The following is a 25,816-nucleotide window of genomic DNA, read 5'->3' as shown; positions in this document are numbered from 1 at the left end:
AGACGGCGGGCACAGCGCGCAGCCCCGATCGACGTGCCGGTATCCGCTGCGAAGGAGAGATCATGGATTCGACGATTCCGACTCGGCATCCCGCCACGCCGCAGACCGTCCCCGGTGCCGGACTCGGCCCGTTCGCGCGGGTGCTCGGACTGCGCGAGCCGACTCCCGCCCAGTTCCGGGAGCTCGGGGAGGCATTGAGCGTCGGTGACGAGCCGATGGACGAGCTGGTGGACTGGATGTACCGCGAGGGGATGTCGACCACGCGGCCGATATTCGAGCAGGCATTGCGCGAGGGGATCGCGGCAGTACCGGACGCACCCGGTCCGTTGCGCGAGTTCTTCGACTATGTCGAGGCCGTGCCGGACTGGGTGGACTGGGACAAGATCCGGCTCGCCGAGCAGGTGATGAGCCTCAGCGGCCGCGACGCGCTCTACGTCGCGCGGGACATGTCGTTCCTGGGTGGCTACCTGGCCTCGGGTTTCAACAAAACCCTCTTGCGTACAGGCGCTTTGGAGAAGGGCCCGGCCAAGCGCTTCGCCGAGACGACGCAGTGGGCGCTGGACGTCTCTTCCGAGGGCGGCATGCTGCCGCGAGGTCTCGGCTATCGCTCCACGGTCCGCGTGCGGATGATCCACTCGATGGTTCGGCGACATGTCGCGGCCATGCCGGATTGGCGCGACCAGGAGTGGGGACTGCCGATCAATCAGACCGATATGGCCGCCACCATGGTCGGTGCGCTGATCGCACCCACGGTGGGCGCGATCGGCCTGGGCATGCTGGTGACTCCGCGCGAGGCCGACGCGATGGCGCACTTCACGCGGTACGTCGGCTGGGTGATGGGTGTGCAGGAACGCTTCCTGCCCAACGACTTCCGGGACAGTGTGCGCATCCTGTTCCACACGATGACCGCGATCACCAACCCGGACGAGACCTCCGCGCAACTCGCCATGCCGATGCTCGACGAGCCGCTGGGCTGGCACTTTCGCCATCTCACGGGACCGCGCCGCCGCATCGCGCGCTCCCAGCATCTATCGATCGCCACCATGTTCCTGGGGTCCGGCGCGATGCGGAAACTGGGTCTGCCCCCGGTCGCCCTGCCGTGGTATCCGTTGCTGCGCATACCTTTCAACCTCGTCCGGACCGTCTGGACGCGTGCCGTGCCAGGACAATTCGAGCGCGCCGCCGCCCGCGGTCGCACCGCACAGCTGGGATTCATCCGCACCCTGACCGGCGCGGAGTCGGCCGTCATCGGCGGCTCCGCCGAACATATCGCGTCAGCCGCCTGACCCGCTCCCGCCGCACCGGGTGCGGTCGACACCACCGCCGACGTTCTCGGTGCCGAGGCCGGTTCGGTTGAGCACCAGCCGATTTCGCTCATCTCGATGTTGCGGGCACGGTTGTCCGTGGTGTGCGGCGCTCAGAGGAACGCGGGCGCACAGCGATCCGCGGTGCGCAGAACGAAGGCGAGCGGGCGGGTCAGCACGGCCACCAGCGCGCCGGTGAGTGGCCCGCGACGTCTCACCGAGACGCGTGGTGGCAGCGTTGCGAACAAGGTGGCCAGACCCGGGAGCGGCCGGATGTAGACCGTGCACTCGGTGATCCGCCCGAATTCGTTGCAGCGCACCAGATTCATCGCCTCGAGTTCCGCCCCGCGCACGCGGGCGGAGAACGTGAACGTACCCGCATCGCCGGAGACGATCGGCTCGGCGGTGACGACATCGTCCAGGACCGCGAAGATATCGCGGTGCAGCGCGGTGACCTCCTGTGCGCCGGTGAATGTCACCCGCGTCGTCATCGGCGAGTGGAAGACGACATCGGGCGCCAGCAGTTCGGCGACCGCATCGGCGTCGCCTCGTTCGCCTGCCGCGCGCAGTGCGTCAATGGTCGCCGAGGCGGACGATCGGGTGGGTTCGGTGATCGACATTGCTTCCCCTCGAATGAAAGTCGTTGTCAGTTCGAATCATTGGTCAGGGTTCGGAGTGGGCGACGGCCTCGACCGGTTGGCGCAGGATGGTGCGCAGTCTGGCGGGGGTCGTTCTGCGGAAGTCGTTCAGATAGATCTCGTGGTGTCGGCCGGTCATGGTGAGGCCCGATTCGGGGATGAACTCGTGGTGCATCCGGGCCAGGGTTTCGGCCTCGTCGTCGAACGAGCCGATGTGCAGCGTCTGGACGCACCGGCGTTCGTCGAGGTTTTCCAGTCGCACCAGATCGGGGACGGCAGGATTCTTCGCGCCGGCCTTGGTGACGGCAGCCTCGAACATCTCGTCGGTGATCCAGTCCGGGACCATGGACATGATCGTCCAGTTCCAGCGCGACTTGTCTCTGGCCGAGGTGAACGTCTCCATCCGCTCGGACCACCACAGCCCCTCCAGCGGCATCACGACGTAGTCGCGGCCGAGATCCTGTTTGCTGGCGAACTTCAACTTGTACGCCACCGGATACAGCGCCTCGACCGCCTCGGTGAACTCCCGTGAGGTGTTCGGATCGCCCCGGCCGTCGACCATGACGTACCGCATCGGCGGGACCTCGACCACGCGGAACTGCCCGGACCTGGCCCGATAGGTGTCCAGTGTCTTCCGGAAATCCGTCTTCGTCATCGCCGTCCTTCCCCGCCGAGAGCCGAGCGTGCGACCACTCTAACGACAGGCACCGACAACCTTTTTTCGCCGAGCGGGAGATCGTCGTCGCCGCGATCGCTCGGAGATCGGCCGCTACCCGGGCTGATGTGAGCGCGGGGGTGTGATGCCTGCCTCGGCCGCCGCGGACTGATCAGGATCGGCTTGTCCGGGAACGACATTGGCCAGCACCATCCGCAGGCAGGGTTCGAACAGGTCGACACCGTCGATACGTCCATTGATGGTGATGCCGTGGTTGATCGCGATGAGCAGATGCGCGAGCGTCTGCGCGGGCATCGCCAATGTGCCGCCGAGGCGTTGCACATGGTCGGTGATGTACCCGGCCAGTGATCGCGCGGTCTCCTCGCGCTTGATCGCGAGCCGGTGCCGGGCATCCGGATTGCGCAGCAGGAACAGCGAGAATTCCAGGCCCAGTGCGGCGGCGTCCGGCGCGGCGATGGTCAGCTCCCGCCACCGCTGGGCGATCTTGGCGACGTCCAGATCACGCAGGTTGTCGAAGGAGGTGATCACATCGGCGAACCCGTCCAGAAAGCGTTGCAGGTGCCGCTCGATGACGACCAGGAAGAGCTCTTCCTTGGCCCCGAAATGCGAGTAGATGGCGCCGCGGGTGTAGCCCGCGACCTCCGCGATGTCCTCCAGGGCCGCTCCGCCGAACCCCTGCTTGGCGAAGACCTCCTCGGCGGCGTCCAGCAGCACGGTTCGGGTGTGCTCGACGCGTCGTTGTCGTGTCCATCGTTCTGCCACGATCCCATCTTCCCAGGTCGCGGATCGGCGGTGGCGGCTACGTGCCGAATATCGAATACAGACACGTATTTCATATACAGTTGTGTATATTCCGAAACATCCACCGCCGCAGGGAGATCGGGAGGAGTCCGCGATGAAGCTCGACGAGGCGGCCACCTCCTTCGACCTGGCCGCCGGTTCGGAGAAGCACGGCCCGGCGATCTGAGCGGGCCCGCCGACAAGGACTTTCGATGACCACGAGCAGTACCGACGAGCTGTACTACGACCCCTGGAACACCGAGCTCAACGCCGATCCGTACCCGATGTTCAAGCGGTTCCGTGACGAATCGCCCCTGTACTACAACGAAATTCACGACTTCTATGCGCTGAGCCGCTTCGAGGACGTCAATCGCGTCCTGGTCGATTACCGGGGTTTCAGCTCCGCGCGGGGCGTCGTACTGGAGATCCTCAAATCCGGCATGGAGATTCCGTCGGGCACACTGATCTTCGAGGATCCGCCGATCCACGACATCCACCGCAAACTGCTGTCGCGGGCGTTCACCCCGCGCAAGATCCGCGCACTCGAGTCCCGGATCCGCGAGTTCACCGTGCGCTGCCTGGACCCGCTGGTGGGTGGTGACTCGCTGGACTTCGTCAAGGATCTGGGTGCGGTGATGCCGTTGCGGGTCGTGGGCATGCTGTTCGGCATTCCCGAGGACTATCAGACCCGGGTCCAGCAGGACGGTGAGCGCTTCGTGCGCACCGAGCGTGGCGGCCAGATGACCGACAATCCGGACGGCCCGATCACCGACGGCCAGGTGTTCGCCGATTTCCTGGACTCGCGAATCGCCCATCCCGCGGACGATCTCACCACCGAGCTGCTCACCGTCGAATTCGAGGACGAGACCGGCGTGCAGCGCAAACTACGGCGCGACGAACTGCTGATGTTCATGAACGTCGTCGCGGTGGCCGGGGCCGAGACCACCACCCGGCTGATCGGCTGGTCGGGCAAACTGCTGTCCGAACATCCCGATCAGCGCCGTCGGTTGGCGGCCGATCACGCGTTGCTGCCCGGTGCCATCGAGGAGATCCTGCGGTTCGAATCTCCCGCGCTGCAGGCCGCGCGCTATGTCACCGGCGATGTGGAATTCCACGGCCGGACCGTGCCGGAGGGCAGCGCGATCCTCACGCTGATCGGCGCGGCCAACCGCGACGAGCGCCATTTCGGGCCCGACGCCGAAACCTTCGACGTAACCCGCGAGGCGCGCCAACACCTGTCCTTCGGCGTCGGTGCGCACTTCTGCCTCGGCAACGCCCTCGCGCGGCTCGAGACGCGAATCGCCTTGGAGGAGATCATGTATCGCTTCCCGGACTGGGAGGTCGACCTGGATCGCGCGGTGTTCTCGTCCTCCTCCGCGGTGCGCGGCTGGGACAGCATGCCCGCCCGCGTCTGACGCGGGCCGCACCGGACCGGGCGATGCGGGAGGCCCTCGGCGTCGTGGTGTGCGTCAACCGCGATCGTCGGTTGGTCGCGCGTTGCCGATGTGGGGAACACCGGCTCGGTGACGCGGTGGATCGTGCTCACCGCGCAGGGTGGGCAGGGTGATCTGTCCCGAGGAGGAGTTCGGCGATCTCCCGGGACAATGGTTCGGCGAGCGGGCCACCGTCGAATTCGCTTGCGGCCCAACGCCTGACGCTGTCGGTCAGCAATGTCTGCGCGATGCGCGCGGCCCGCACGACATCCGTTCCTTCGGGGAGTCGCCCGTCTCGCTCGGCCTGCCGGAACGGCTGCAGGAACAGGACGGTGAGCTGATCCTGTGCGGCGCCGTCGGCCAGGGCGCGGCGCTCGAGCCGGTACGTCTCCAGGATGGTCTCGAAGACCAGCTCCGGCGGATAGTCGCGCATCTGCCCCTCGAGTGTCTCGATGATCGCGGCGATGACCTCGACCAGCTCGTAAGGGCGGGCGAGGACCGCCTCGGCGGCCAGCTGCGCATCGCGCACGGTGAACACCTCCACCGCGAGCAGGACGTCCTCGCGGCGCGAGAAGTACACGTAGAACAGCGCTTTCGACACACCGGCTGCCTTGCAGATATCGGTGACGGTGGTGTCGGCGAAGCCTTTCGTGCGCCACAGCGCCAGCGCCGCCTGCATGATCGCATTCCGGCTGGCCTGTGAGCGGGCCTGCGTCGGAACCGCTCTCGACTGACCATGGTCAGAATTCGATCCTCGCGAAACTGTGGGCATAGCAGCAGCATACAGCTGAAGTAAATATTGACTACCGTCAGGATTGATGGAATGCTACCGCCACGGACATGCGGAGCGTCCACATCCGGATGCGGCGGCGTGCCCGGCGGAAAGGAATGCGGGTATGCAAGTCCTCCTCGAAGACGAGAACCGCTCGGCGGCAACGAATCTGCGGGCTCAGGAGGTGATCCTCTGGTCGACCCCCGCAGTCGCGGCCGTACTGCTGGTGCTGTTCGCCGCGTTCCCGGGTTTCTTCCCCCCGATGTCGCCGAATATGACCGCTGCGCAGGTGGCCGGCTTCTATCGCGACCACACCGCGATGATCCGGTTCAGCATGGTCGGATTCAATCTCTGCGGGATTCTGATCGTCCCGTTCTTCGTGCTGATCCTGGCCCGGATGCAGCGGATGCGGGGGCAGAGCCACATCTTCGCCTTCTCGTATCTGTCCGCGGTGGTGGCCGGGGCGACCCTGTTCGCGCTGTCGGACATCCTGTTCGCCGTGGCCGCGTTCCGCACGGACCGGTCCGCCGATCTGATCCAACTGCTCAACGATCTGGCCTGGATCTTCTTCATCGCTCCGATCGGCATGCTGGTCGCTCAGTTCGTCCTGCTGGCGCTGGCGATCTACTTCGACGACGATCGCGATCCGGTCTTCCCCCGCTGGGTCGCGCACTACTCGCTGGTGACGGCGGTGGTCATGGCTCCGTCGGCGGGGGCGGCGGTGTTCCGCGACGGTCCGCTGGCGTGGAACGGTCTGGTGTCGTTCTGGCTGCGCAATATCGCGTTCGCGGTATTCGTCGTGGTGATGTTCTTCGTGCTGCGCTCGTCCTATCGTCGCGAGGCCCGGGAGTCGGCATGACCACCGTGAGTTCCATCGCCTCGGGCGGCTCGGCCGAGAGCGCGACGCCCGCACGCGGAATGCGCCCGGACGTGTACATCAGCTATTGGATCTTCGCGATCTTCTACGGCGCGCTCTCGGCCGGGGTGGTCTTCATGGGCCGGGCCACGCCGCCGCCGCGGCCGGACGTCACCGATATGCAAGTGGCGCATTGGTTTACACAGCATCACACGACTATTCGAATCGGTTTCGCGATACTGCTGGTGATCGCCGGAGGCGCGGCGATCTCCAACGGCATCATCGGATATTTCATGAAACGGATGTCGTCGGGATCGGTGCTGTCCTACGCCTATATCGCCAGTATGGGGGTGGGCGCCGTTCCCGGATTCCACGTTCTGCTGGTCTGCTGGCTCACCGCGACGTTCCGGCCGGACCGCGAGCCCCGGATCCTGCATCTGCTCTACGACCTGGGCATGTTGTCCTACAACGGCTCGCTGGGATGTTTCACCGCCGCCTATGCGATGATCGCCATCGCCATCCTGTACGACCGAAATCGCGTATTCCCCAAGTGGTTCGCCTATATCTCGGTCTGGCAGATCGTCACCGAGGTGCTGGCCACCCAGATGTGGGTATTCCATTCCGGCGCGTTCGCCTGGAACGGCATGATCACCTTCTATATCGCGGTGGTGATATTCGGGGTCTGGGTCGGCTGCCTGCTGCCCCTGATGTGGAACGCGGGCCGCGCCGAAACCCCGAATGCCCCCGCTCTCTACGCCCGCGAGGACGTGCGATGACGCTATCGGATCGAGACGAAGCCACGGCGGAATCGCGGGCCGAGGTCACCGGACGACTTCCCGGTGACCTGGACATGTGGGTGCTCGTGCTGGGGGACCTGTTCTTCTTCGGCTGCTATTTCGTGGTCTACATGGTTTTCCGGGACCGCGCGCCGGATCAGTTCGCCGAGGCGCAGCGTCATCTGAATCTCGGTGTGGGCGTTGCCAATACGGTCGCGTTGCTGACCAGTTCGATGTTCGTGGCGATGGCGGTGCAGGAGGTTCGGCGGGGCGCTGCCCGCACGGCGGAACGGCTGATCTGGGCGGCGGGCGGGTGCGGCGTGCTCTTCGTCGGGCTCAAGGTCTTCGAATGGCATCAGGAGATCACGCACGGATTCACCGTCTCCGATGAATTCTTCAGCTTCTATTTCGTGCTGACCGGGATCCATCTCGCCCATCTGGTCCTGGGCCTGCTGATTCTCGGAATCGTCGTGCGCGAACTGCGGAATCCGGATCTGCGGCGACCGCACATGGTCGAGCAGGGCGCGACCTACTGGCACATGGTGGACCTGCTGTGGGTCGTCATCTTCGCCATTCTCTATCTCATGAGGTGACACGTGTACTCCCAGACCACCGCGCTCGCACGGCGGTTGCGGCCGGAAATCCGCAACATCCTGCTGGTATGGATCGTGCTCGTGGCGATCACCATCCTCGCGTGGTGCCTCACCCCCGAGAACCGGGGAGACGGTTCCACGCTGGACAGCATGCTGGTATCCGTCATCGTCGTACTCGGAATGATCAAGTCCCGCTTGATCATCCGGCACTTCATGGAGGTTCGTGCCGCACCACGATGGCTGCGAATCGGCACCGACGCCTGGGTGGTCGTGCTCTGGCTGGCGCTGCTCGGGCTCAACCTCTACCGATAGCCGCAGCCGACAACTCGAGTTGTCTTGACAAAAATATTTGTCGGCAGCATGCTGTGCTGGTGCTGGACATCGCCATCATCGAAGAGCCCGCCGCCGCTGGGGCGTCACTGGATCCGATCCGATCCAGGATCCTCGCGGCGCTGGCCGAGCCGGGCTCGGCGGCCATGCTCGCCGCCCGGTTCGGGTTGCCGAGGCAGAAGATCAACTATCACCTCAAGGAGCTGGAGCGGCACGGCCTGGTCGAGCTCGTGGAGGAACGGCGCAAGGGGAACGTCACCGAACGGGTGTTCCGCGCGACCGCCGCGTCGTATGTGATCTCCCCGAGCGTGCTGGCCGCGGTCGGTCCCGATCCCTCGCGTTCTCCCGATCAACTCTCGGCGCGGTGGCTGCTCGCACTGGGGGCGCGGCTGGTGCAGGAAGTCGGGGCGTTGCTGACCGGCGCGGCGCGGGCTCAGCGCCGGGTCGCCACGTTCGGCATCGATGCCGAGGTGAGGTTCTCCTCGGCGAGTGATCGGGCTGCCTTCGCCGAGGAACTCGCGCAGGCCGTCACGGCCATCGTCGGCCGTTATCACGACGAATCCGCGCCGGGTGGCCGGCCCTACCGGGTGGTGGTCGGCCTGCATCAGATTCCCGGGTCCGGCAGATCCGAAGCAGCGCAGGAGAATTCACGATGACGCATCCGTTCGAGATCGAGCTGGAAACCAGTCTCGCGGCGAGCCCGCAGCAGGTCTGGGAGGCCATCGCGACGGGTCCCGGAATCGATTCCTGGTTCATGGGACGCAACGAGGTCGAGCCTCGCGAGGGCGGCGTGGCCGCCATGGACACCGGCGGGCGACGCGAGGAGGCGACCATCACGGCCTACGAGCCGGGTAAGCGCTTCGCGACCCGTACGGCTCCAGCCGAGGACGGCCGGTTCATGGCCTTCGAATATCTGATCGAGGGGCGCGAGGGCGGCAGTACGGTGCTGCGCGTCGTGCACAGCGGAATGCTCGGCGACGATTGGCAGGACGAGTACGATGCCCTCCGCCGCGGCTGGCCGTTCCATCTGCACACGCTGCGCGAGTATTTGACGCACTTTCCCGGGCGCACCGGTGTTCCCGTGTTCGCCGTGGCGAACGGTGGCTCGGTGGCGCAGGTTCGGGAGGCGTTCAGGCGTGGGCTGTCGCTGCAGGAGCAGGTGCGCGTGGGTATGCGGGCTCATGCCGAACCGACTGATCTGCCGCCTCTGGACGGTGTTGTGGTCTGGGCCGACGACGAGCGTCTCGCGATCCGCAGCGTCGACGGCCTCTACACCCTGCACCACGGGCCCACCGGTCTGGCACTGCTGTTGCATCACCTGTTCGGACCGGACGTCGCCGGGGCGGAGCCCGCGTGGCAGCGGTGGCTCACCGACGTACTCGGCTGATTCCGCCTCCACGACAACGCTTTTCCGGCGATTCGAAACCACATCACCCAGGAGAGACCATGCGAACTCTGATCAGTACGGCCTTCATATCCCTCGACGGCGTCGTGGAAGGGCCGGGTGGCGAGCCCGGTTACCGCAATTCGGGATGGACCTTCGAAGAGATCGAATTCGTGCCCGAGGCGTACGAAATCAAAGGGCGGGAGCAGCAGGAAGCCGCCGCGATGTTGCTCGGCCGGGTGAGTTATGAGGCGTTCAGCCCGGTGTGGCCCGGGATGGACGAATTCGCCGATTACAAGGTGATGCCCAAGTACGTCGTCTCCACCACCCTCACCGACGACGCCCTGGTCTCGGACTGGGGGCCGACCACGATCCTGCGTTCACTCGCGGATGTCGCGGCCCTGAAACAGACCGAGGGCGGCCCGATCATCGTGCATGGCAGCGCGTCGCTGAGCCGGAGCCTGTCCGACGCGGACCTGATCGACCGCTACCACCTGCTGGTCTTCCCGGTCCTGCTGGGTGCTGGTAAACGCCTGTTCTCCGTTGCGGATCGGGACGCGCGCAGACTGAAGCTGGTCGAATACGAGGCGTATGCCAACGGCGTGCAGAAGAACATCTTCGACGTCATCCACTGATCGCCGCACTCGTCTCGCATTCGGTCGACGGACGGGCAACGTGCGCGTGTTCTGCGGATCATCGCCGGGGAGACCGATGTTCGTGAGAGTGGTTGCAGCAGACAAGCTCGCTGTGCTTACGGCTATCGGATTCATTCCCTGCGGGCGGCGCCGGTCTGGTCGCGTATCGGCTGTCCGGTAGTGCTCGGGCGATAACCTGCATGTTCGGACCACCACATGCCCTCGCCGCGGGTGAGAGTCGGCAGCTCGAGCTGTACGGCGTGCACATGTTGCGCCGGTAGTGTGCCGCGGATCAGCCAACCTTCGGGAGCAGGCTTCACGTCCTCGATTGCGGCGGTCAGTGTGGACAAGTAGGTATGCCGCGTCGACGCTCGATCGCGTCGGTGTCGGTCCTGGTTGTGCCGTCGTCCACACGACCGAGAGTCTCGATTGTGCCGGTGTCGAACAGCAGACGCTCGGTCAGGCTGGTTTTACCCGCGTCGACATGAGCGACAATGCCGATGGCGAGAGTGCGATGAGTGTGCATGGATGCCGAAGTCCTCGAAGGTTGCCGTCCGATGAAGGATCTGGGGTGTTTCGAAGAATCGGCGCATGTCAACCCTCCTGCTCGGCATCGTCTCGATCGAAAATGTGACAGCAGAGGCCCCGTTCGGCAAGTTATTTTCGTCCGCGCGGGAATGTGCTTCCGGATTCGGTATGCCGGAACCGGTTTCATCCGTTCGGGTATGGCTATTGTTCTGGATGGGATGTGGCAATGTTCGATGGCGGGCCGAAGTGCCCGGCGGGGGGCCGGGTCAGCACCTACACTCGACGCACACGGATGCTTTTCTACGGAGGTGATCGGCGGTTGAATCCCAGGGATCCGCGCGACCAGCACACCGCACGGTACGAGCCCGGCTATCAGCCGGGGAATTATCGTGAGCCCGGCTACGGACGGGATCGCGGATACGACGCCCAGCAACAGCCCGAGTACGGATATCAGCAGCCCGAATATCCGAATCGGCCGTCCGAATATCGGGATCGGCCGCCCGAGTATCGGGATCGTCAGCCGGAATACGCCGAGTATCCGGGGGAGTATCCCGATCGGCGTCCTCCGCAGCGGCGGGGGCCCGATCTCGATCCCGGCAAGTTCATCGGGGGCGTGCTCGCCGCGGCGGTGGTGACCGCGCTCGCGGCCTGGCTGTGTGCGTGGATCATCCAGACCATCGCGACCAAGGTCACGCAGAGCGGGAAATTCGGCATCTGGAATCCGATGGCCGAGGATGCGTACTGGTTCGCGGTGGTGGCGTTCCTCTGCGCGATACTCGCCGGAGCACTGTGGTATCTGCTGCGCCTGGGCACACCGACACCGGGGTTGTTCTTCACCTGGATCGTCGGAATCCTCACGGCCGCAGCGGTGATCATTCCCTTGGTCCTGTCCAGCGACGTGTGGATCGGCATCTCCACGGCGATCGAACATCTGGTGATCGGCCTGCCGATCCTCAGCATGGTCCGCATGGTGGGCGCGAGGAGTCTCATATACCGCTGAGCATCGCTGCTGACCGGCTCCCGGGCGGGTACCGGACAGTAGCGGCGCGTCTTGCGCAACGGGGGCAAGGGAATTCACAATGAAGTGCGGCCGATCGGTCCGCCTGCATTGCGTGAGGGGCAACCCATGAACTCCCCACATCCACCGCCTTCCGTCGACGTGATCACCGGCCTGGACGATCTGCGGGTCGACCTGGCCCGGCGTCATCGGGCGACGGCCAGCGTGGCCCGGACCATCGATCCGGCGACGGTCGAGGCGGATCTGGCGGCCGTCGAGCGGGACGGGTACGTCATCTGGGAAAGCCTGATCAGCCCGGCGGAATGCGAGCGTCTACGTGCGGCGCTGCTGCCGCTGCTGGGCCGGACGGGCCGCAATACGTTCGAGGGGGAGCGGACCAGGCGGGTGTACAACCTGGCCGACAAGACGCGCGCCTGCGACGGACTCGTCGCACATCCCCGGGTGCTGGCCCTGCTCGACCGGTTGCTGCTGCCGAATTACCTTCTCTCCCAGCTACAGGCGATCCAGATCCTGCCCGGCGAGCGGGCCCAGCTGCCGCATCACGATGACGGTTTCTATCCGGTGCCGCGTCCGCGTCCGGCGCTGAGCGCGGCGACGATGTGGGCGATCGACGAGTTCACCGAGGACAACGGCGGCACGGTGCTGCTGCCGGGCAGTCATCGCTGGGACGGCGAACGGCAACCGGCGAGATCCGATGCCCGGGTCGTCGCGCGGATGCCCGCCGGATCGTGTGCCTTCTATCTGGGCACCTTGTGGCACAACGGTGGCGAGAATCGTTCGGCCGCTGCACGTCTGGGCCTGACGGTGCAGTACTGCGAGCCCTGGCTACGGCCGCAGGAGGCTTATACGCTGGGTGTGCGGCGGCATACGGCGCGCACCGTTTCGGAGGATATGCGCCGCATGCTGGGCTACAGCATTCATCCGCCGTTCATGGGTGCGGTCGATGGTATGCACCCGAAAAGGCTTCTGGAACAGGATGATTCAGCGGGAGTGTGAGGGCGGGCCGATCAGGCGGGCACCTTGCGGAGCGCGATGCGGTAGAGCACCAGATGTTCGGCGTCGAACTGCCGGATGGACGCCTCCAGATACCGTTCGTACGCCTCGGTGACGGTCGCTCCGGCGACCAGCTCCGCCTCGGCGCGCCGCGCTTGGAGCCGGCGCAGCCATTCCGCGCAGGTCCGCGCGTAGTCGGAACGATCGTTGACCAGCGAACGGAATTCGAAGAGTTTCTCTGTGGCATGGGCGAGTTCGGCCAGGCGCGGAGGTTCGGACTCCGGGAATATCTCGTTCGCCAGGAATCGCACATCGGTGAGCGATTCCGGACTCAACGGCCGGTTGCCCTTGCCGATCGTCTGGATCACCAGCGTGCCGCCGGGGTGCAGGATGCTGTGACAGTGCGCGAGAAACGCGCGGTAGGCATCGGTGCGTTCCTTGCGCGACAACCCGAATCGCACGAAGTGTTCCAGCGCGCCGACGCAGAAGATCGCGTCGTACGGCTGCGCGGGGCCATGCGCGTTCCAGTGCTCCAGGTGGACATCGATCCGATTCGCGGGATGCGTTCGGGCATAGTCGTATTGGTCGCGGCTGAGGGTGAGTCCGGTGATGTGGGCCCGCGGGTGCCGATCGGCGATCGCGCGCATCAGGCTGCCCCAGCCGCAGCCGACGTCCAGCACCCGTTCGGCGCCGGTGATGTGGGCCTGGGCGATGAGGTAGTCGAGTTTGCGCCGCTGTGCGCGGTCGAGATCGTCGCCCTCGGCCCACAGCGCGCACGAATAGGTCAGGCCGCTGTCCAGCCAGAGTCGATAGAATTCGGTGCCGACGTCGTAGTGCTGCCGGACCGCATCCGGCGAAGCCCCTTGGTACTCTTCGATTTCCGATGGCATGGCGAGTCTCCGCGATCTGAGTTCCGGCGGATGCGGCGTCGAGTGCGGCCCGGCCGGGAGGTATCTGCGGGCGAGAAGCGGTGGAGCGCGACGACGCGGCGCGTCGACCCGATCGGCAGGGTGCACACGGCACAGCTGTGTGAGCCGGAATTTATCTGTCTACCTGGATGATTCGGGCGTTCAGGAGGTGCGGGCACTGTTCGCGCCGAAGGCGATTGCTGTGGGGGAGTGCATCCCGATTGGGTCGTAGAGGGATCGGCGTGGCACCGTAGCTCATTCTACGGCCGAAAGACCGTTCTCGTCCAGGTGGAAGCATCCGCCGAATCGCAGCTGGCACACCGTATTCCGGCGCCGAACTACGTCGAGGTCGTCCGATGCCGGTCGGTGATCTGTTTGCGGGCCCACTGCGCCCACTCCTGGTTCATCGTCCAGTAGCGCTGACCCCACTCCAGGGCGAGGCGGCCGTATTCGGAGAAGTCGTTCCCGCTCCATTCGGTCGACTTCTCCAGGGCTACGAGGTCCTCGTACTGGGCGCGGGCGCGTTCCTCGATGGCGGCCAGGTGGTCCAGGGCCTCCTGACGGGGGAGCCGTCCCAGGAAGAACACGCGCAGGAGCATGTCGTTTCGGGCGGGTGGGCTGGCGGGGGCCGCGCGGAGCCAATCCTTCAGTTCGGCATCGCCCGCCGGGGTGAGTTCGTACTCCTTGCGTCGCCGCGGGCCCTCCTCGGCGGCGGCGATCAACCCCTCACCGGCGAGTTTCGTCAGCTCGGTATACACCTGGGTCTGCGATGCGGACCATACGTTCGCGAGCGATCCGGCGAACCGTTGCAGCAGGTCGTAGCCGCTGGCGGGGCGGTCCGCCAGCAGACCCAGCAAAGCGTGTCTGAGGCTCATGACGGCAGCCTACATTACGGTCTTGACATGTCGGCACCGGAGTATCAAGATGAGCTCACATTCCGGTACCGGAATATTCGCAACCAACATGTCCGACACGAACTATTCGGAGATTTCCATCATGTCCTTCCTGCGCACCTTCGCCCCCTGGGTCGTGTACGCGGTCGTGCCGTCGCACTACTGGCAGTGGGCCGCGCTGATCGCTGCCTGCCTGTCGCTGATCGAGATATTCCGGCTGGTCAGGTCCGGTCGCGGCGTGACCGGAATGGTGATCGACCTCGGTTCGGCCGCATTCTTCATCGCTCTGACCGTTCTGGCTTTCGTCGATCCGAACACCCCGCTGCACCCGTACTCGCCGGCCATCTCGAGTGGCGTGCTGATGATCGTCGCGGGAATCTCCCTGCTGGTCCGCACGCCGTTCACGCTGCCGATCGCCAAGCAGTCCACGCCGCCGGAGCTGTGGTCGAATCCGGCGTTCATCCGGGTCAACTACATCATCACCAGTGTCTGGGCCACGAGCTTCACCATCGGCTGCGTCCTGCTGGCGATCCTGGCGCACACCGATACTCCGCGCACCGTGGTGCAGGTCGCCGCGTTCGCGATCCCGGCGCTGTTCACCGTCCGCTACACCGCACGCGCACAGGCCGCCGCCAAGGCCGCGAATCCGTCGATCGCCTGGTCCCGCTTCATCCCGAATCGCTTGTGAAGGAACTGATTTCGATGACCGCCACGGCTCCTCATCTGCTCGGCGGTTTCGCGCCGGTCACCACCGAACTCAGCGCGACCGAACTGCCGGTATCCGGTGCCATCCCGCCCGATCTGACCGGCTGGTATCTGCGAAACGGTCCGAATCCGCGCACGGGCGTTTCGCCGCACTGGTTCGTCGGCGACGGCATGGTGCACGGCGTGCGGCTCGAAGGCGGTCGTGCGGTCGCGTATCGCAATCGCTGGGTTCGCACCGCTATGTTCACCGCGGATCCGCAGCGGGACAATGGAACCGGCCCCCGCGATCTGGCTTTCGGCCAGGCCAATACGCATGTCGTCCGGCATGCCGGACGCACGTTCGCGCTGGTGGAGTCCTCGCTCCCGTACGAACTCGACATGCGTGCGGGACATGAACTCGACACCCTGGGCGCCTACGACTTCGGCGGCCGGTTGCACACCGCGATGACGGCCCATCCGAAGATCTGCCCGATCACCGGTGAACTGCACTTCTTCGGTTACGGTGCTCGTGAACGGCCATATCTGACCTATCACCGGGCGGATGCGAACGGGAATCTGGTCTTCACCCAGCCGATCGATGTGGCGGCTCCGACGATGATGCACGATTTCCACCTCACCTCCGGACATGTCGTATTCATGGATCTCCCAGTGGTTTTCCAGCCGACGCGGATGAGGTCGGGCGCGCCCGGAATGTCTTTCGGTTGGCAGCCCGAATACGGTGCGCGCCTGGGGGTTCTGGACCGAACCGATCCCGGCGCTGCGGTGCGCTGGTTCGAGATCGAGCCCTGCTACGTCTTCCACGGCCTCAACGCGTACGAGGATCCGAGTGGGCAGGTGCTGACTCTGCAGGTCATCCGATACGACCGTCTCGGTGACGGCGTCGACGTCGACGTCCCGGGGAATCTGTGGAGCTGGACGATCGATCTGAACACCGGCACGGTGACCGAGCGGCAGATCGACGATCGTCATGCCGAATTCCCACGTATAGATGACCGGCTGGCCGGTCTGCCCGCACGGTACGGGCATGTGACCAGTACGGTTTCGTCGGCATGGACCGGTGAATCCGAGGGGCTCGGCGCACTGCACCGCTACGATCTGCGGACCGGCGACACGACCAGTTGCGTGTTCCCCGGCGGACGCAACCCGTCCGAGGCGTCCTTCGCTCCGGCCGACGATCGGCCCGGCGGTCCGGGATGGCTGCTGTCCTATGTCTTCGATCCGGCGACCGATCGCAGCGATCTGGTGATCCTGGATGCGGAGGATCTCGCGGCGGGGCCGGTGGCGGAGATTCATCTGCCGCAGCGGGTGCCCGCGGGATTCCACGGCAACTGGCTGCCCGACGATCCGGCGCTCGTCCTGGGTGAGGTTCCCTCCGAGGCCGCCTCAGGGACTGCGCACGGTGATCGGCCCGCCGCATCCGCGAGCGGGCCGATCATCCAATGCCCGGATGTGGTTGTGCCCGTTGCCTACTCAGCGTGCAGCACCCAGGAACATCTGTTCGGCAAGGAGATTCGCGAATTATCTCGCGGCAGTGGGAAGAATTCTCGGTAATCGGAATTTCGTGGTGTGGGCCACACGAATCAATGAGTTGAAAGATCCTGTATTTCTTCCCCTTCAACTTTATAACGCATACCGGGGCTTGCGGCAAGGCCCCGTCCATGCTGCACAATCGCTGGCCGAGGCGACAACCTGCAGGTCGGGTCAGGGAAAGTGAGGGGCGTGTGGCGTCACACGAGTACGACGAGGAATTGCGGGCCGAACGGGAATATGTGGACGGGCTGTACGCGCGCCTGGACGCCGAACGTGCGCAGACCAAGCAGCGCTACAGTGCGGCGCTGCGTGGCAACGGCCTGTCCCCGGTGGAACGCGACGTGGCGGTGCGCACACTCGCCACCCAGGTGAAACGGCTGGACGTGGCGGACAACAAACTGTGTTTCGGCCGATTGGACACCGTATCGGGCGAGCACGCGTACATCGGGCGGATCGGTCTGCTGGACGCGGACAACGACTACGAACCCGTGCTGCTCGATTGGCGTGCGCCCGCGTCACGGGCGTTCTATGTCGCCACCGCGGCGAGCCCGGAGAATATGCGCCGTCGTCGCCAGTTTCACACCCGCGGGCGGCAACTGGTCGAATTCACCGACGAGGTGTTCGGTCGGCCCGGCGCGGGTGAGCGCGGGGACGCGGCGCTGCTCGCGGCGGTGAACGCGCCGCGCGGCGAGGGTATGCGCGACATCGTGGCCACGATCCAGGCCGAACAGGACGAGATCATCCGGCTCGATCATGCGGGCGTGCTGGTGATCGAGGGCGGCCCGGGAACCGGTAAGACCGTGGTCGCGCTGCATCGCGTCGCCTATCTGCTCTACACCCAGCGCGAGCAGATCGAGCGTCACGGTGTGCTGGTGGTCGGGCCCAATTCGGCGTTCCTGAACCACATCGGCCGGGTGCTGCCGTCCCTGGGCGAATCGGATGTGGTGTTCACCACGACCGGCGATCTCGTGCCCGGCCTGCACGTCACCGCCGAGGACACCCCGGACGCCGCCCGGCTCAAGGGTTCGCTGAAGATCCTGGACGTGCTCGCCGCCGCGATCGCCGACCGGCAGCGGCTGCCGCGGGATCCGATGACGATCGAGCTGACGGATGTGACGGTACGGATCGATGCCGAGACCGCCCAGTGGGCGATCCAGGAGGCGCGCGAGAGCGGGTTGCCGCACAACGAGGCTCGCCGGGTGTTCCGGGACATCGTCGAATGGGTGCTCACCGAACGCGCGATCGCCCGGATCGGCAAGGGCTGGTTGACTCGCGGGGATCGTGAAGCCTGGGAACAACTGCGCGGCGATCTGCTCGCCGAGCTGGCGGAGAATCGCGAATATCTCGCCGCCCTGGACGAGCTCTGGCCGGTTCTGACGCCGCGGGAGTTGCTGGCCTCACTGTACAGCTCCTCCGAAAGGCTTTGTGCCGCAGGCGCGGACGACGCGCTGTGGCGTGCCGACGGTGCGGCCTGGACGGTCTCGGACGTGCCGCTGCTGGACGAGCTGGTCGATCTGCTCGGCTCGCACCAACCGAAGGACGACTCGGCCGAACGCGAGCGTCGTGCGCAGGCCGAATATGCCTCGGGCGTACTGGATCTCATGGTCGGCCGCGAGGATTCGATGGACGACGAGGACCACCTGTACGCGACCGATCTGCTCTACGCCGAGGATCTCGCGGACCGCTTCATCGAGCGCGACACCCGCGAGCTCGCCGAACGCGCTGCGGCGGACCGTGATTGGACGTACCGGCACGTCGTCGTCGACGAGGCGCAGGAGCTGTCGGAGATGGATTGGCGGGTGCTCATGCGCCGCTGTCCCGGTAGGTCCTTCACGGTGGTAGGCGATCTGGCGCAACGTCGTTCGCCCGCGGGCGCGCGCTCGTGGGACGCGATGCTCGCGCCCTATGTTCCCGATCGCTGGGCCTACCGGTCGCTGTCGGTGAACTACCGCACCCCGGCGGAGATCATGAGCGTCGCCGCGGCCCTGCTCGCGGAGTTCGCGCCCGGCGTCCGGCCGCCGGAGTCGGTCCGTGCAGCCGGTGTGCGGCCCTGGGCCCGGCAGGTCGATGAGGACGAATTATCCTCGGCCATCGAGGAATTCGTCCGCGAGGAAGCGGATCTCGAGGGAACCAGCATCGTCATCGGGCCACCGGATGTTCCCGGGGTGGTGGCCGCGTCGGAGACCAAGGGCCTCGAATTCGACGCCGTCCTGGTCGTCGAGCCCGCACGAATCCTCGCTGACGGTCCGCGCGGGGCCGCCGAACTCTACGTCGCCCTCACTCGCGCCACCCAGCGCCTGGGCGTTCTGCATCGTGGCGCGCTGCCGCAGGCTCTGGCGAGCCTCACCGGAACGTCCGCCCGGATCGCGAGCAGGGCGGTGTAGCGGTGCCTGTCGAACAGGACCTTCGCCACCCTCGGGGAATGCGGCGCAGGTCCTGTTCGACCATGTAACGTCATAGAACCTGTTCTAATCGGAAGCATCCGGATCAGAGCCGGGAACGAACTGAATGCCGACCGAAGTGAGAGACCGTGCCTGTTGCCTTGACCGCGGACCAGACGGCGCTGGCGGAGGCCGTCAGCGGATTCGCCGACCGCCACAGCACGCGGGAATACACCCGCCGGAACACCGATCGGCTCGCCGCCGGTGAGCTGCCGACCTTCTGGGCGGATCTGGTCGCACTCGGACTGCCCGGTGTGCATCTGCCCGAGGACGTGGGCGGGCAGGGCGGCACCCTGGACGAGATCGCGGTGGTGCTCGCCGAGGCCGGGCGGGCTCTGCTCCCCGGTCCGCTCCTGCCGTCGGTGCTCACGAGCGCCGTCGTCGCTTCGGCGAAATCCGCTGAGCTGGTTGGTGATACGCTTCGCCGATTCGCCGAGGGCGGAACCGGCGCCACCGTGGCGCCCACACACGGGGTGCGGGCGGCCGATGCGGGTTTGACCGGTGAGACCGGCCCGGTTCTGGGCGCGGCCGCCGCCGAAGTGCTGCTGGTCGCCGCGGCCGGGGCCGCCGGGACCCGCTGGTTCCTGGTGGAACGGACCGCGCCGGGAGTGGAGATCGAGGCGCGCGCCGGATCCGATCTCGGCCGCGACCTCGGCGTCGTCAGGTTGCGGGATGCTTCCGGAACCGAACTCGACGGCATCGACGCCGATTATGCCGAGGCCGTGGCCACCGCGTTCATGGCCGTCGAGGCCGCCGGGGTGATCCGCTGGTGCTCGGATACGGCCACCGAATATGTGAAGGCCCGCAAGCAATTCGGTCGTCCGATCGGCTCCTTCCAGGCGGTTCAGCATCGCACCGCGCAACTGCTGATCACCAGTGAACTGGCCACGTCGGCGGCCTGGGACGCGGTGCGCGGCCTCGCCGACGATCCCGCTCAGCGCACGCACGCCGTGGCCGGCGCCGCGATCACCACCCTCGGCAATGCCGTGCACGCCGCCGTGGAATGTCTCGGCCTGCACGGCGCGATCGGTTTCACCTGGGAGCACGATCTGCACCTGTACTGGCGGCGGGCCATCTCGCTGGCCGGTCTCGGCGGCTCCCCGGAGAGCTGGGAACGTCGCCTCGGAGAGGTCGCGCTCGGTGGACCGCGCAATTTCGCTGTGCCGCTGCCGGAGGCCGATTCCACGTTCCGCGAATGGGTTTCGGAGATTCTGGACCGGGCCGCCGCGCTGGACAATCCGTACCCCGGCAAGATCGGTGACCACGACGCCACCAACACCGGCCCGCGCCGCACGCTGCTCGCCGACTCCGGACTGGTGTCCCCGCCCATGCCCGCGCCGTGGGGTATCGAGGCCGGGCCGCTGGAACAGCTGATCCTCCAGGACGAGTACGACAGGCACGGAATCACCCAGCCCTCCATGGGAATCGGGCAGTGGGTGGTGCCGATCGTATTGCAGCGCGGAACTCCCGAACAGCTCGCCCGCCTGGCCGGTCCCGCCCTGCGCGGCGAGGAGATCTGGTGCCAGCTGATGAGCGAACCGGAAGCCGGATCGGATGTGGCCTCGCTGAGCCTGCGCGCCACCAGGGACGGCGGCGGCTGGCGGCTCAACGGGCAGAAGATCTGGACCACTCTGGCCCATCGCTCGGACTGGGGACTTCTGCTCGCCCGCACCGATTCCGAGTCCGAACGTCATCGGGGCCTGACCATGTTCCTGGTGGACATGCACGGCGAGGGCGTCACGGTCCGCCCGATCACCCAGTCCAGCGGTAACGCCGAATTCAACGAGGTCTTCTTCGACGACGCCTTCGTGCCCGACGACATGGTCCTCGGCGAGGTGGGCCAGGGCTGGGCGCTGACTCTGGAAACCCTTGCCCAGGAACGGCTTTTCATCGGCGGAGTCCGGGACCCCGGGCACAACGCCCGCTTGGTCGGCATCATCGAACGTGCCGAATACGTGGGCAGCCGCGAGAACGCCCTGCGCGTCCTGGGCCGGATCAGCGCCCGCGGGGCCGCCATTTCGGCGATGAACCTGCGCGAGACCATCCGCCGCCTCGACGGTCACGCGATCGGCCCAGCGACGAGCATGTCCAAGGCCGCCGCCTCGATGCTGCACACCGACGCCGCGGCCGCCGCCCTCGAACTGATCGGTCCCGCGGCCGCGTTGAGCGAGAAGGATTCCGAGGTCGTCCATCACGAACTGGACATCCCGACCTGGGTGATCGGCGGCGGAACCCTGGAGATCCAGCTGAACACCATCGCCACTCTGGTGATGGGGCTACCTCGTAAATGACGTTCCACGGGCTCGGCGACGAGTTCGGAAGTCCTTGTCGCCGTATCGGATCGTCAGCCTCGCCCTGGCGGCGACAGCGGGGGTCGGCGGGTCCCGTACCGACACTGCGCCGGACCGTTTTCGCTGCGCGACCAGTGACGGCGGTGTATGGCTGTCGGTGCCGACCTCCATCGACTACGCGCGCCGCGGCATCGGCGATCCGGTTTCGCATCACGGGGTCGTCGACGGTGTTCGGGCGAATTCAGTTGCGGGTGAAGGATATCGGCAGGCCGTCCTTGGGGAAGGGCAGGGAGTGATAGTCCATCGGCGGGACGTAGCCGGGATCCACCTGCCAGTGGTAATCCCGGAGCAGGCGGTGCATGATCGACTTCACTTCCAGGCCGCCGAAATGCATGCCGACACATTTGTGCGCGCCGCCGCCGAAGGGCTCCCACGCGAAGCGGTGGGATTTGTCCTCGCGGCGCTCGGGGCCGAAGCGGGCGGGGTCGAAGGTGTGCGGGTCGGTCCAGTACTGCGGCATCAGGTGGGTGAACTGGATTCCGATGACCACATCGGTACCGGCGGGGATCCGAACCCCTTGGATCACAGTGTCTTTCACCGCGTAGCGGACCAGGACCGGGACCGGAGCGCGTAGTCGCAGTGCCTCGCGCATGACCAGATCGATGGATTCCAGGCCCTCGAGTTCGGTCATCGACGGAGCGGGGCCCAGCGCCAGCGCCTCGGTGCGGCAGCGCTCCTGCCACTGCGGATGCTGGCCCAGATACTGCAGGATCGTGGAGGTGGTGATGGTGGAGGTGTCGTGTGCGGCCATCATCAGGAAGATCATGTGGTTCACCACGTCGTCGTCGGTGAAGCGGGCGCCGTCCTCGTCCTCGATGTGGCACAGCACCGAGAAGATGTCGTCGGTCTGCTCGGCCCGTCTGGCCGGCAGGTAGTGGCGCAGGAAATCCTCGAGCACCGCGCGGCCGCGATAGGCCCTGCCCCAGCGGGTGAACGGCACCCTGCCGCGCACGATTCCGGTCGCGGCCTGGACGCAGGCGATGAATGCCTTGTTGACTCGGTCCATCTCGGCCGGGCCGGTGTCCTGTGCGCCGCCCATGAACAGGTCCGCGGCGATGTCGAGGGTCAGCTGCTTGAGTTTCCAGTACGAGGGGAACGAGTCGCTCTCGTCCCAATGCGCCACGCCCTTCTCGATGGCCGGATGCAGACGCTCGGTATAGGCCTGCAACCGCGGGCGGGTGAACGCCTGCTGCAGGATTCGCCGATGTCGCTTGTGCTCGTCGAAATCGATGAGCATGAGCCCGCCGTGGAAGAACGGCCCGACCAGCCGCGACCAGGCCGGTTCATTGGCCAGTGCGCCGTCCTTGTTCGTCAGCGCCGCGCCGCACGCGTCCGCGCCGAGCAGCAGTGCCGAGGTCCGTCCTAGGGAGTACATCGGTGCGACCGGGCCGTAGTGATCCCATTCCCGCTGGAACACCGACTGTGGATCCTTGGCGTACTCGAGCAACGTCCCGATCACCGGGAGGCCGCGGTCCTCGCGCCGCAGGGTCGGGATCGGGCTGGTCTCCAGGGTGTCCCCTGTCATCGCCTACCTCAGCTTTCTGTGATGCCGCTCACGCCAAGCCTGATTCAGGAAGGGCATCCTGTCAACCTTGGTGTCGATTTCGCTGTGGCATGCTGGGCCCATGGCCGTGCAATCAGGCGTCTATCGCGGAGCCACCGCCGCCGAACGGGCCACCGAACGCCGATCGCGCCTGCTCGAGGCGGGTCTGACGGTGTGGGCCGATCCGGCGACCCGAACCACGATGACCGCCGTCTGCGCCGAGGCCGGGCTGAGCGAACGTTACTTCTACGAGAGTTTCACCGGCCTGGACGCCCTGCTCGAGGCCGTGCTGAACGAGATCGCCGTCGAGATCGAGGAGAACAGCCGCAGCGCCGCCGACGCCGCCGGAGACGATCCGGAAGTCCGCATGCGGGCCTCGATGAGCGCGTTCGTGCGACTGCTGGTCGCGGACCCGCGCAAGGGCCGGGTCGCGATCGTCGAATCGGTGGCCATCCCCGAATTGCGGCGCAGGCGAACCGAATTGCTGCGCCACCTGGCCCACGAATCGGCCGTCGAAGTGCGCTCCTGGCTCGGCGACTCGGGCCGCAGCCGGGCCGCCGACGAAACCTCCGGTCTGCTGTTCATCGGCGGAATGGCCGAACTGGTCACCGCCTGGCTGGACGGCGCCATCGAGGCGACCCCCGAGGAGATCGTCGAGGCCGCCTGCCGCGCGCTGCGCGGTCTGTATCGCTGAATCGACCTGGCGCGTATAGCGATTCAGCATTCCGCTGATAGCAGGCGGTGAGCGATTTCGGTCAGCAGTAGTTCGTAGGCGAAGGTGAACGGAAAACCGAGACGTCCGGCGATCCGGGCGGTGTGATCGCTGCTGCCCACCTTTCCGCGGGGTGAGCCTGTGCTTGCTCTGTGCCCGGAATCGCACGACACCGCGTCCGCGATCGGGCATGCGGTGTCGGTGCTCGGTGGCTACGTGGGTCGTCGGCAGGGTGTGCGTGGAGCGCATGTCAGAATGACGGTCCGGTCAGCACAGATGAAGGGATGTTCGGGGTGGACCTGCCTGTCGAACTCGTGGAGGGGCTCGAACAGGCGTGTGCGGGAGTGCCCGAGCGACAGTTGGCCGTGGCGGTCGATCGGCTGATCTCGCGATACCGGGATCCTCGGCCGGCCGCGACGCCGATCCTCGGTTCGGCGGCCGACGTGACCGCGTACGCGGCCTACCGTATGCCGGCGACGTGGGGTGCGGTTCGCTTCGCGCTCGGGCAGTTTCACGAACTCGTGCCCGGCTTCCGGCCCCGGACCTTCCTCGATATCGGTGGTGGTACCGGGGCGGCGCTGTGGGCGTCGGCGGAGGTATTTCCCTCGTTGACCGAGGCCGTGGTGCTGGATCAGGTGGACGAGGCGTTGCAGCTCGGACGGCGTCTGGCGGGCGGTGCCGCGTCGGCTGTCGTCCGTTCCGCGGTCTGGCGCCGGGCGGTCGTCACCGACCCACAGCGGACCGTGGGCGAAGCGGATCTGGCGGCCGTCTCGTATGTGCTGAGCGAACTGTCGGAGGCGGATCAGGCGGCGGTGGTCACCCACGCGTCAGAGGCCGCGGAGGTGGTGATCGTCATCGAGCCGGGCACCCCCGACGGCCACCGCAGAATCCTCGCCGCTCGCGAGAACCTGATAACCGCTGGTCTCACGGTCGTGGCCCCCTGCCCCCACCAGACCCCCTGCCCCCTCGCCGAGGGCGCCGACTGGTGTCACTTCAGCGCCCGCATCAACCGGACCTCTCTGCACCGCAGGCTCAAAGGCGGCGAACTCAGCCACGAGGACGAGAAATTCTCCTACGTCATCGCCTCCCGCGCCCCGCACCCCCGGGCTCAGGGCCGCATCCTGCGCCACCCCCTCAAGCGCAAGGGATTGGTCACATTGCAGGTCTGCACCCCGGCCGACGGCGTCGTCCCGACCCTGATTTCGAAACGACAGGGCGAAACCTACCGCCGCGCAAGGGATGTGCAATGGGGCGAAGCCTGGCCGCCGGGTTCCGCATCCGATTCCTGACGAATGCGATCCGACCGAGAGAGTTGCGCAGCAATGTTTTTCGCTTGGTCAGCCGGGCAGACTACTCGTCGTAACGAGTGGCGTGGGTCTCCTGGGTAGGCGGTCGTCCACCCGAGGCGGCGCGGCTGCATCGTTCTGGCGGATTCCAGTCCGGCATCCCTTGGGCTGCAAAATAATTCGCTGCGTAGGGGTAGGATGAGGTCTCGTTACATCCGTTGTTGGTGTCCGTAGCGGGGAGCGGGGCAGGGGAAGATTTCTCAAGGGGATTCTCGATGATATGTGCGTTGTTTTCATTGTCGTGGAATGGATTCCGCCTCGGGCGGCACAGTCGCACAGCAACAAACGCGGTCACTGGATTGTGCACATGCATTCTGGTAGTCGCCATACCAGGTGTCGCTGTTGCGGCACAGCCCGGCTTCGAGCTGGTGTTCTTATTGCCGGAACAGTATCAAGCCCGTTTCGGGCGGCCAGTGCCGACTACGGACAGCAAGAACATCGGGGTCATCACGGCGTTTTGCGAAGGTGTGGACGTGTGTCCCGGATGGGTGAATCCGGTCCCCTGACCCAGGAGGATTTGGCTGATGAGCGATGCGGATGCCGACGGTCGTTTCGATCTTCTGCTGTGTCGTGCGATTCCGCTTGTTCTGGTCCCGGTCGGGGCTGTCGGACCGCGGGTGCGGGGTGTTGTTCGTGCCGATGCCGGGCACGCGCGGATTGTGGTGTCGCCG

25 protein-coding genes and 1 pseudogene are annotated in these 25,816 nt (G+C 66.1%); 18 read left to right on the top strand and 8 right to left on the bottom strand.

The window, feature by feature from the left end; translation table 11 throughout:
* Positions 1–62: 62 nt before the first annotated feature.
* The gene (locus NM2_RS38070; RefSeq protein ID WP_067679826.1) at positions 63–1,286 is read left to right on the top strand and encodes an oxygenase MpaB family protein; all 1,224 of its coding nucleotides are present in this window, start codon (positions 63–65) and stop codon (positions 1,284–1,286) included.
* Positions 1,287–1,417: 131 nt separating this feature from the next.
* Here NM2_RS38070 and NM2_RS38065 read toward each other — a convergent pair whose 3' ends face one another.
* The 3 genes from NM2_RS38065 to NM2_RS38055 all read right to left on the bottom strand — a co-directional run bounded on the left by NM2_RS38065 (position 1,418) and on the right by NM2_RS38055 (position 3,380).
* On the bottom strand, positions 1,418–1,924 hold the full coding sequence (locus NM2_RS38065) for a nuclear transport factor 2 family protein (RefSeq protein ID WP_067679823.1): 507 nt from the start codon (positions 1,922–1,924) through the stop codon (positions 1,418–1,420).
* Between the two features lie 43 nt (positions 1,925–1,967).
* A complete protein-coding gene (locus NM2_RS38060; protein WP_067679821.1) occupies positions 1,968–2,597 on the bottom strand; it encodes a GyrI-like domain-containing protein in 630 nt (209 codons plus the stop codon).
* A 114-nt stretch (positions 2,598–2,711) separates the two neighbouring features.
* On the bottom strand, positions 2,712–3,380 hold the full coding sequence (locus NM2_RS38055; RefSeq protein ID WP_067679818.1) for a TetR/AcrR family transcriptional regulator: 669 nt from the start codon (positions 3,378–3,380) through the stop codon (positions 2,712–2,714).
* Between the two features lie 82 nt (positions 3,381–3,462).
* On the opposite strand from NM2_RS38055, the gene NM2_RS52710 reads away from it, so the two are divergent.
* On the top strand, positions 3,463–3,585 hold the full coding sequence (locus tag NM2_RS52710) for a hypothetical protein (protein ID WP_281182730.1): 123 nt from the start codon (positions 3,463–3,465) through the stop codon (positions 3,583–3,585).
* Between the two features lie 25 nt (positions 3,586–3,610).
* Complete coding sequence (locus tag NM2_RS38050) at positions 3,611–4,813, top strand: cytochrome P450 (protein WP_067679817.1); 1,203 nt, start codon at positions 3,611–3,613, stop codon at positions 4,811–4,813.
* Between the two features lie 127 nt (positions 4,814–4,940).
* On the opposite strand, the gene NM2_RS38045 is transcribed toward NM2_RS38050, so the two are convergent.
* Positions 4,941–5,510, bottom strand: coding sequence for a TetR/AcrR family transcriptional regulator (locus NM2_RS38045; protein ID WP_067679814.1), 570 nt, complete (start codon positions 5,508–5,510; stop codon positions 4,941–4,943).
* A gap of 217 nt (positions 5,511–5,727) precedes the next feature.
* On the opposite strand from NM2_RS38045, the gene NM2_RS38040 reads away from it, so the two are divergent.
* Genes NM2_RS38040 through NM2_RS38010 form a run of 7 tightly spaced genes read left to right on the top strand, consistent with a single transcriptional unit; the run spans position 5,728 to position 10,177 of the window.
* Positions 5,728–6,462, top strand: coding sequence for a hypothetical protein (locus NM2_RS38040; protein WP_067679813.1), 735 nt, complete (start codon positions 5,728–5,730; stop codon positions 6,460–6,462).
* Positions 6,459–7,235 carry a hypothetical protein gene (locus NM2_RS38035; protein ID WP_067679809.1) on the top strand — a complete coding sequence of 259 codons (777 nt, stop codon included), beginning with the start codon at positions 6,459–6,461 and terminating at the stop codon, positions 7,233–7,235. Before NM2_RS38040 ends, NM2_RS38035 begins: the two co-directional genes overlap by 4 nt.
* Positions 7,232–7,828 (top strand): cytochrome c oxidase subunit 3, encoded by a 597-nt coding sequence (locus tag NM2_RS38030; RefSeq protein WP_067679806.1) that lies wholly within the window; start codon positions 7,232–7,234, stop codon positions 7,826–7,828. Before NM2_RS38035 ends, NM2_RS38030 begins: the two co-directional genes overlap by 4 nt.
* Positions 7,829–7,831: 3 nt before the next feature.
* Complete coding sequence (locus NM2_RS38025) at positions 7,832–8,140, top strand: cytochrome C oxidase subunit IV family protein (RefSeq protein ID WP_245718411.1); 309 nt, start codon at positions 7,832–7,834, stop codon at positions 8,138–8,140.
* 59 nt (positions 8,141–8,199) lie between these two features.
* On the top strand, positions 8,200–8,814 hold the full coding sequence (locus NM2_RS38020) for a winged helix-turn-helix domain-containing protein (protein WP_067679861.1): 615 nt from the start codon (positions 8,200–8,202) through the stop codon (positions 8,812–8,814).
* Positions 8,811–9,545, top strand: a complete 735-nt coding sequence (locus NM2_RS38015; protein ID WP_067679799.1) for an SRPBCC family protein — start codon at positions 8,811–8,813, stop codon at positions 9,543–9,545. Before NM2_RS38020 ends, NM2_RS38015 begins: the two co-directional genes overlap by 4 nt.
* A gap of 59 nt (positions 9,546–9,604) precedes the next feature.
* Positions 9,605–10,177 (top strand): dihydrofolate reductase family protein, encoded by a 573-nt coding sequence (locus NM2_RS38010; protein WP_067679796.1) that lies wholly within the window; start codon positions 9,605–9,607, stop codon positions 10,175–10,177.
* A 355-nt stretch (positions 10,178–10,532) separates the two neighbouring features.
* Here NM2_RS38010 and NM2_RS38000 read toward each other — a convergent pair.
* Positions 10,533–10,703, bottom strand: a pseudogene (locus NM2_RS38000) (GTP-binding protein); the annotation flags it as partial.
* Positions 10,704–10,997: 294 nt separating this feature from the next.
* Between NM2_RS38000 and NM2_RS37995 the strand changes: the two are divergent.
* On the top strand, positions 10,998–11,705 hold the full coding sequence (locus NM2_RS37995) for a DUF6069 family protein (protein ID WP_067679859.1): 708 nt from the start codon (positions 10,998–11,000) through the stop codon (positions 11,703–11,705).
* 126 nt (positions 11,706–11,831) lie between these two features.
* Positions 11,832–12,719: a phytanoyl-CoA dioxygenase family protein gene (locus NM2_RS37990; protein WP_067679785.1), complete on the top strand. Its 888-nt coding sequence runs from the start codon at positions 11,832–11,834 to the stop codon at positions 12,717–12,719.
* An 11-nt stretch (positions 12,720–12,730) separates the two neighbouring features.
* Here NM2_RS37990 and NM2_RS37985 read toward each other — a convergent pair whose 3' ends face one another.
* Positions 12,731–13,606 carry a class I SAM-dependent methyltransferase gene (locus tag NM2_RS37985; protein WP_067679782.1) on the bottom strand — a complete coding sequence of 292 codons (876 nt, stop codon included), beginning with the start codon at positions 13,604–13,606 and terminating at the stop codon, positions 12,731–12,733.
* Between the two features lie 356 nt (positions 13,607–13,962).
* Entirely contained in the window at positions 13,963–14,499 is a 537-nt protein-coding gene (locus NM2_RS37980; RefSeq protein WP_067679779.1) for a PadR family transcriptional regulator, read from the bottom strand.
* A gap of 49 nt (positions 14,500–14,548) precedes the next feature.
* Here NM2_RS37980 and NM2_RS37975 point away from each other — a divergent pair, with 49 nt between their 5' ends.
* The 4 genes from NM2_RS37975 (at position 14,549) to NM2_RS37960 (ending at position 21,484) form a co-directional block, all read left to right on the top strand.
* Positions 14,549–15,205, top strand: a complete 657-nt coding sequence (locus NM2_RS37975) for a DUF3159 domain-containing protein (protein ID WP_218026077.1) — start codon at positions 14,549–14,551, stop codon at positions 15,203–15,205.
* Positions 15,206–15,219: 14 nt separating this feature from the next.
* Positions 15,220–16,773 (top strand): carotenoid oxygenase family protein, encoded by a 1,554-nt coding sequence (locus tag NM2_RS37970; RefSeq protein WP_084531988.1) that lies wholly within the window; start codon positions 15,220–15,222, stop codon positions 16,771–16,773.
* Positions 16,774–16,943: 170 nt separating this feature from the next.
* Complete coding sequence (helR, locus tag NM2_RS37965) at positions 16,944–19,136, top strand: RNA polymerase recycling motor ATPase HelR (RefSeq protein ID WP_174575733.1); 2,193 nt, start codon at positions 16,944–16,946, stop codon at positions 19,134–19,136.
* 146 nt (positions 19,137–19,282) lie between these two features.
* Complete coding sequence (locus tag NM2_RS37960) at positions 19,283–21,484, top strand: acyl-CoA dehydrogenase family protein (RefSeq protein WP_067679776.1); 2,202 nt, start codon at positions 19,283–19,285, stop codon at positions 21,482–21,484.
* Positions 21,485–21,725: 241 nt separating this feature from the next.
* On the opposite strand, the gene NM2_RS37955 is transcribed toward NM2_RS37960, so the two are convergent.
* Positions 21,726–23,069 carry a cytochrome P450 gene (locus NM2_RS37955; RefSeq protein WP_067679773.1) on the bottom strand — a complete coding sequence of 448 codons (1,344 nt, stop codon included), beginning with the start codon at positions 23,067–23,069 and terminating at the stop codon, positions 21,726–21,728.
* A 100-nt stretch (positions 23,070–23,169) separates the two neighbouring features.
* Between NM2_RS37955 and NM2_RS37950 the strand changes: the two genes are divergently transcribed.
* Positions 23,170–23,781: a TetR/AcrR family transcriptional regulator gene (locus NM2_RS37950; protein ID WP_067679771.1), complete on the top strand. Its 612-nt coding sequence runs from the start codon at positions 23,170–23,172 to the stop codon at positions 23,779–23,781.
* Positions 23,782–24,092: 311 nt separating this feature from the next.
* On the top strand, positions 24,093–25,088 hold the full coding sequence (locus tag NM2_RS37945) for a small ribosomal subunit Rsm22 family protein (RefSeq protein WP_218026076.1): 996 nt from the start codon (positions 24,093–24,095) through the stop codon (positions 25,086–25,088).
* The last annotated feature ends 728 nt before the right edge of the window (positions 25,089–25,816 follow it).

It is taken from the genome of Nocardia miyunensis NBRC 108239, assembly GCF_001613065.1.
Classification (GTDB): domain Bacteria; phylum Actinomycetota; class Actinomycetes; order Mycobacteriales; family Mycobacteriaceae; genus Nocardia; species Nocardia miyunensis.
This window is presented reverse-complemented; position numbering and strand designations above follow the sequence as displayed.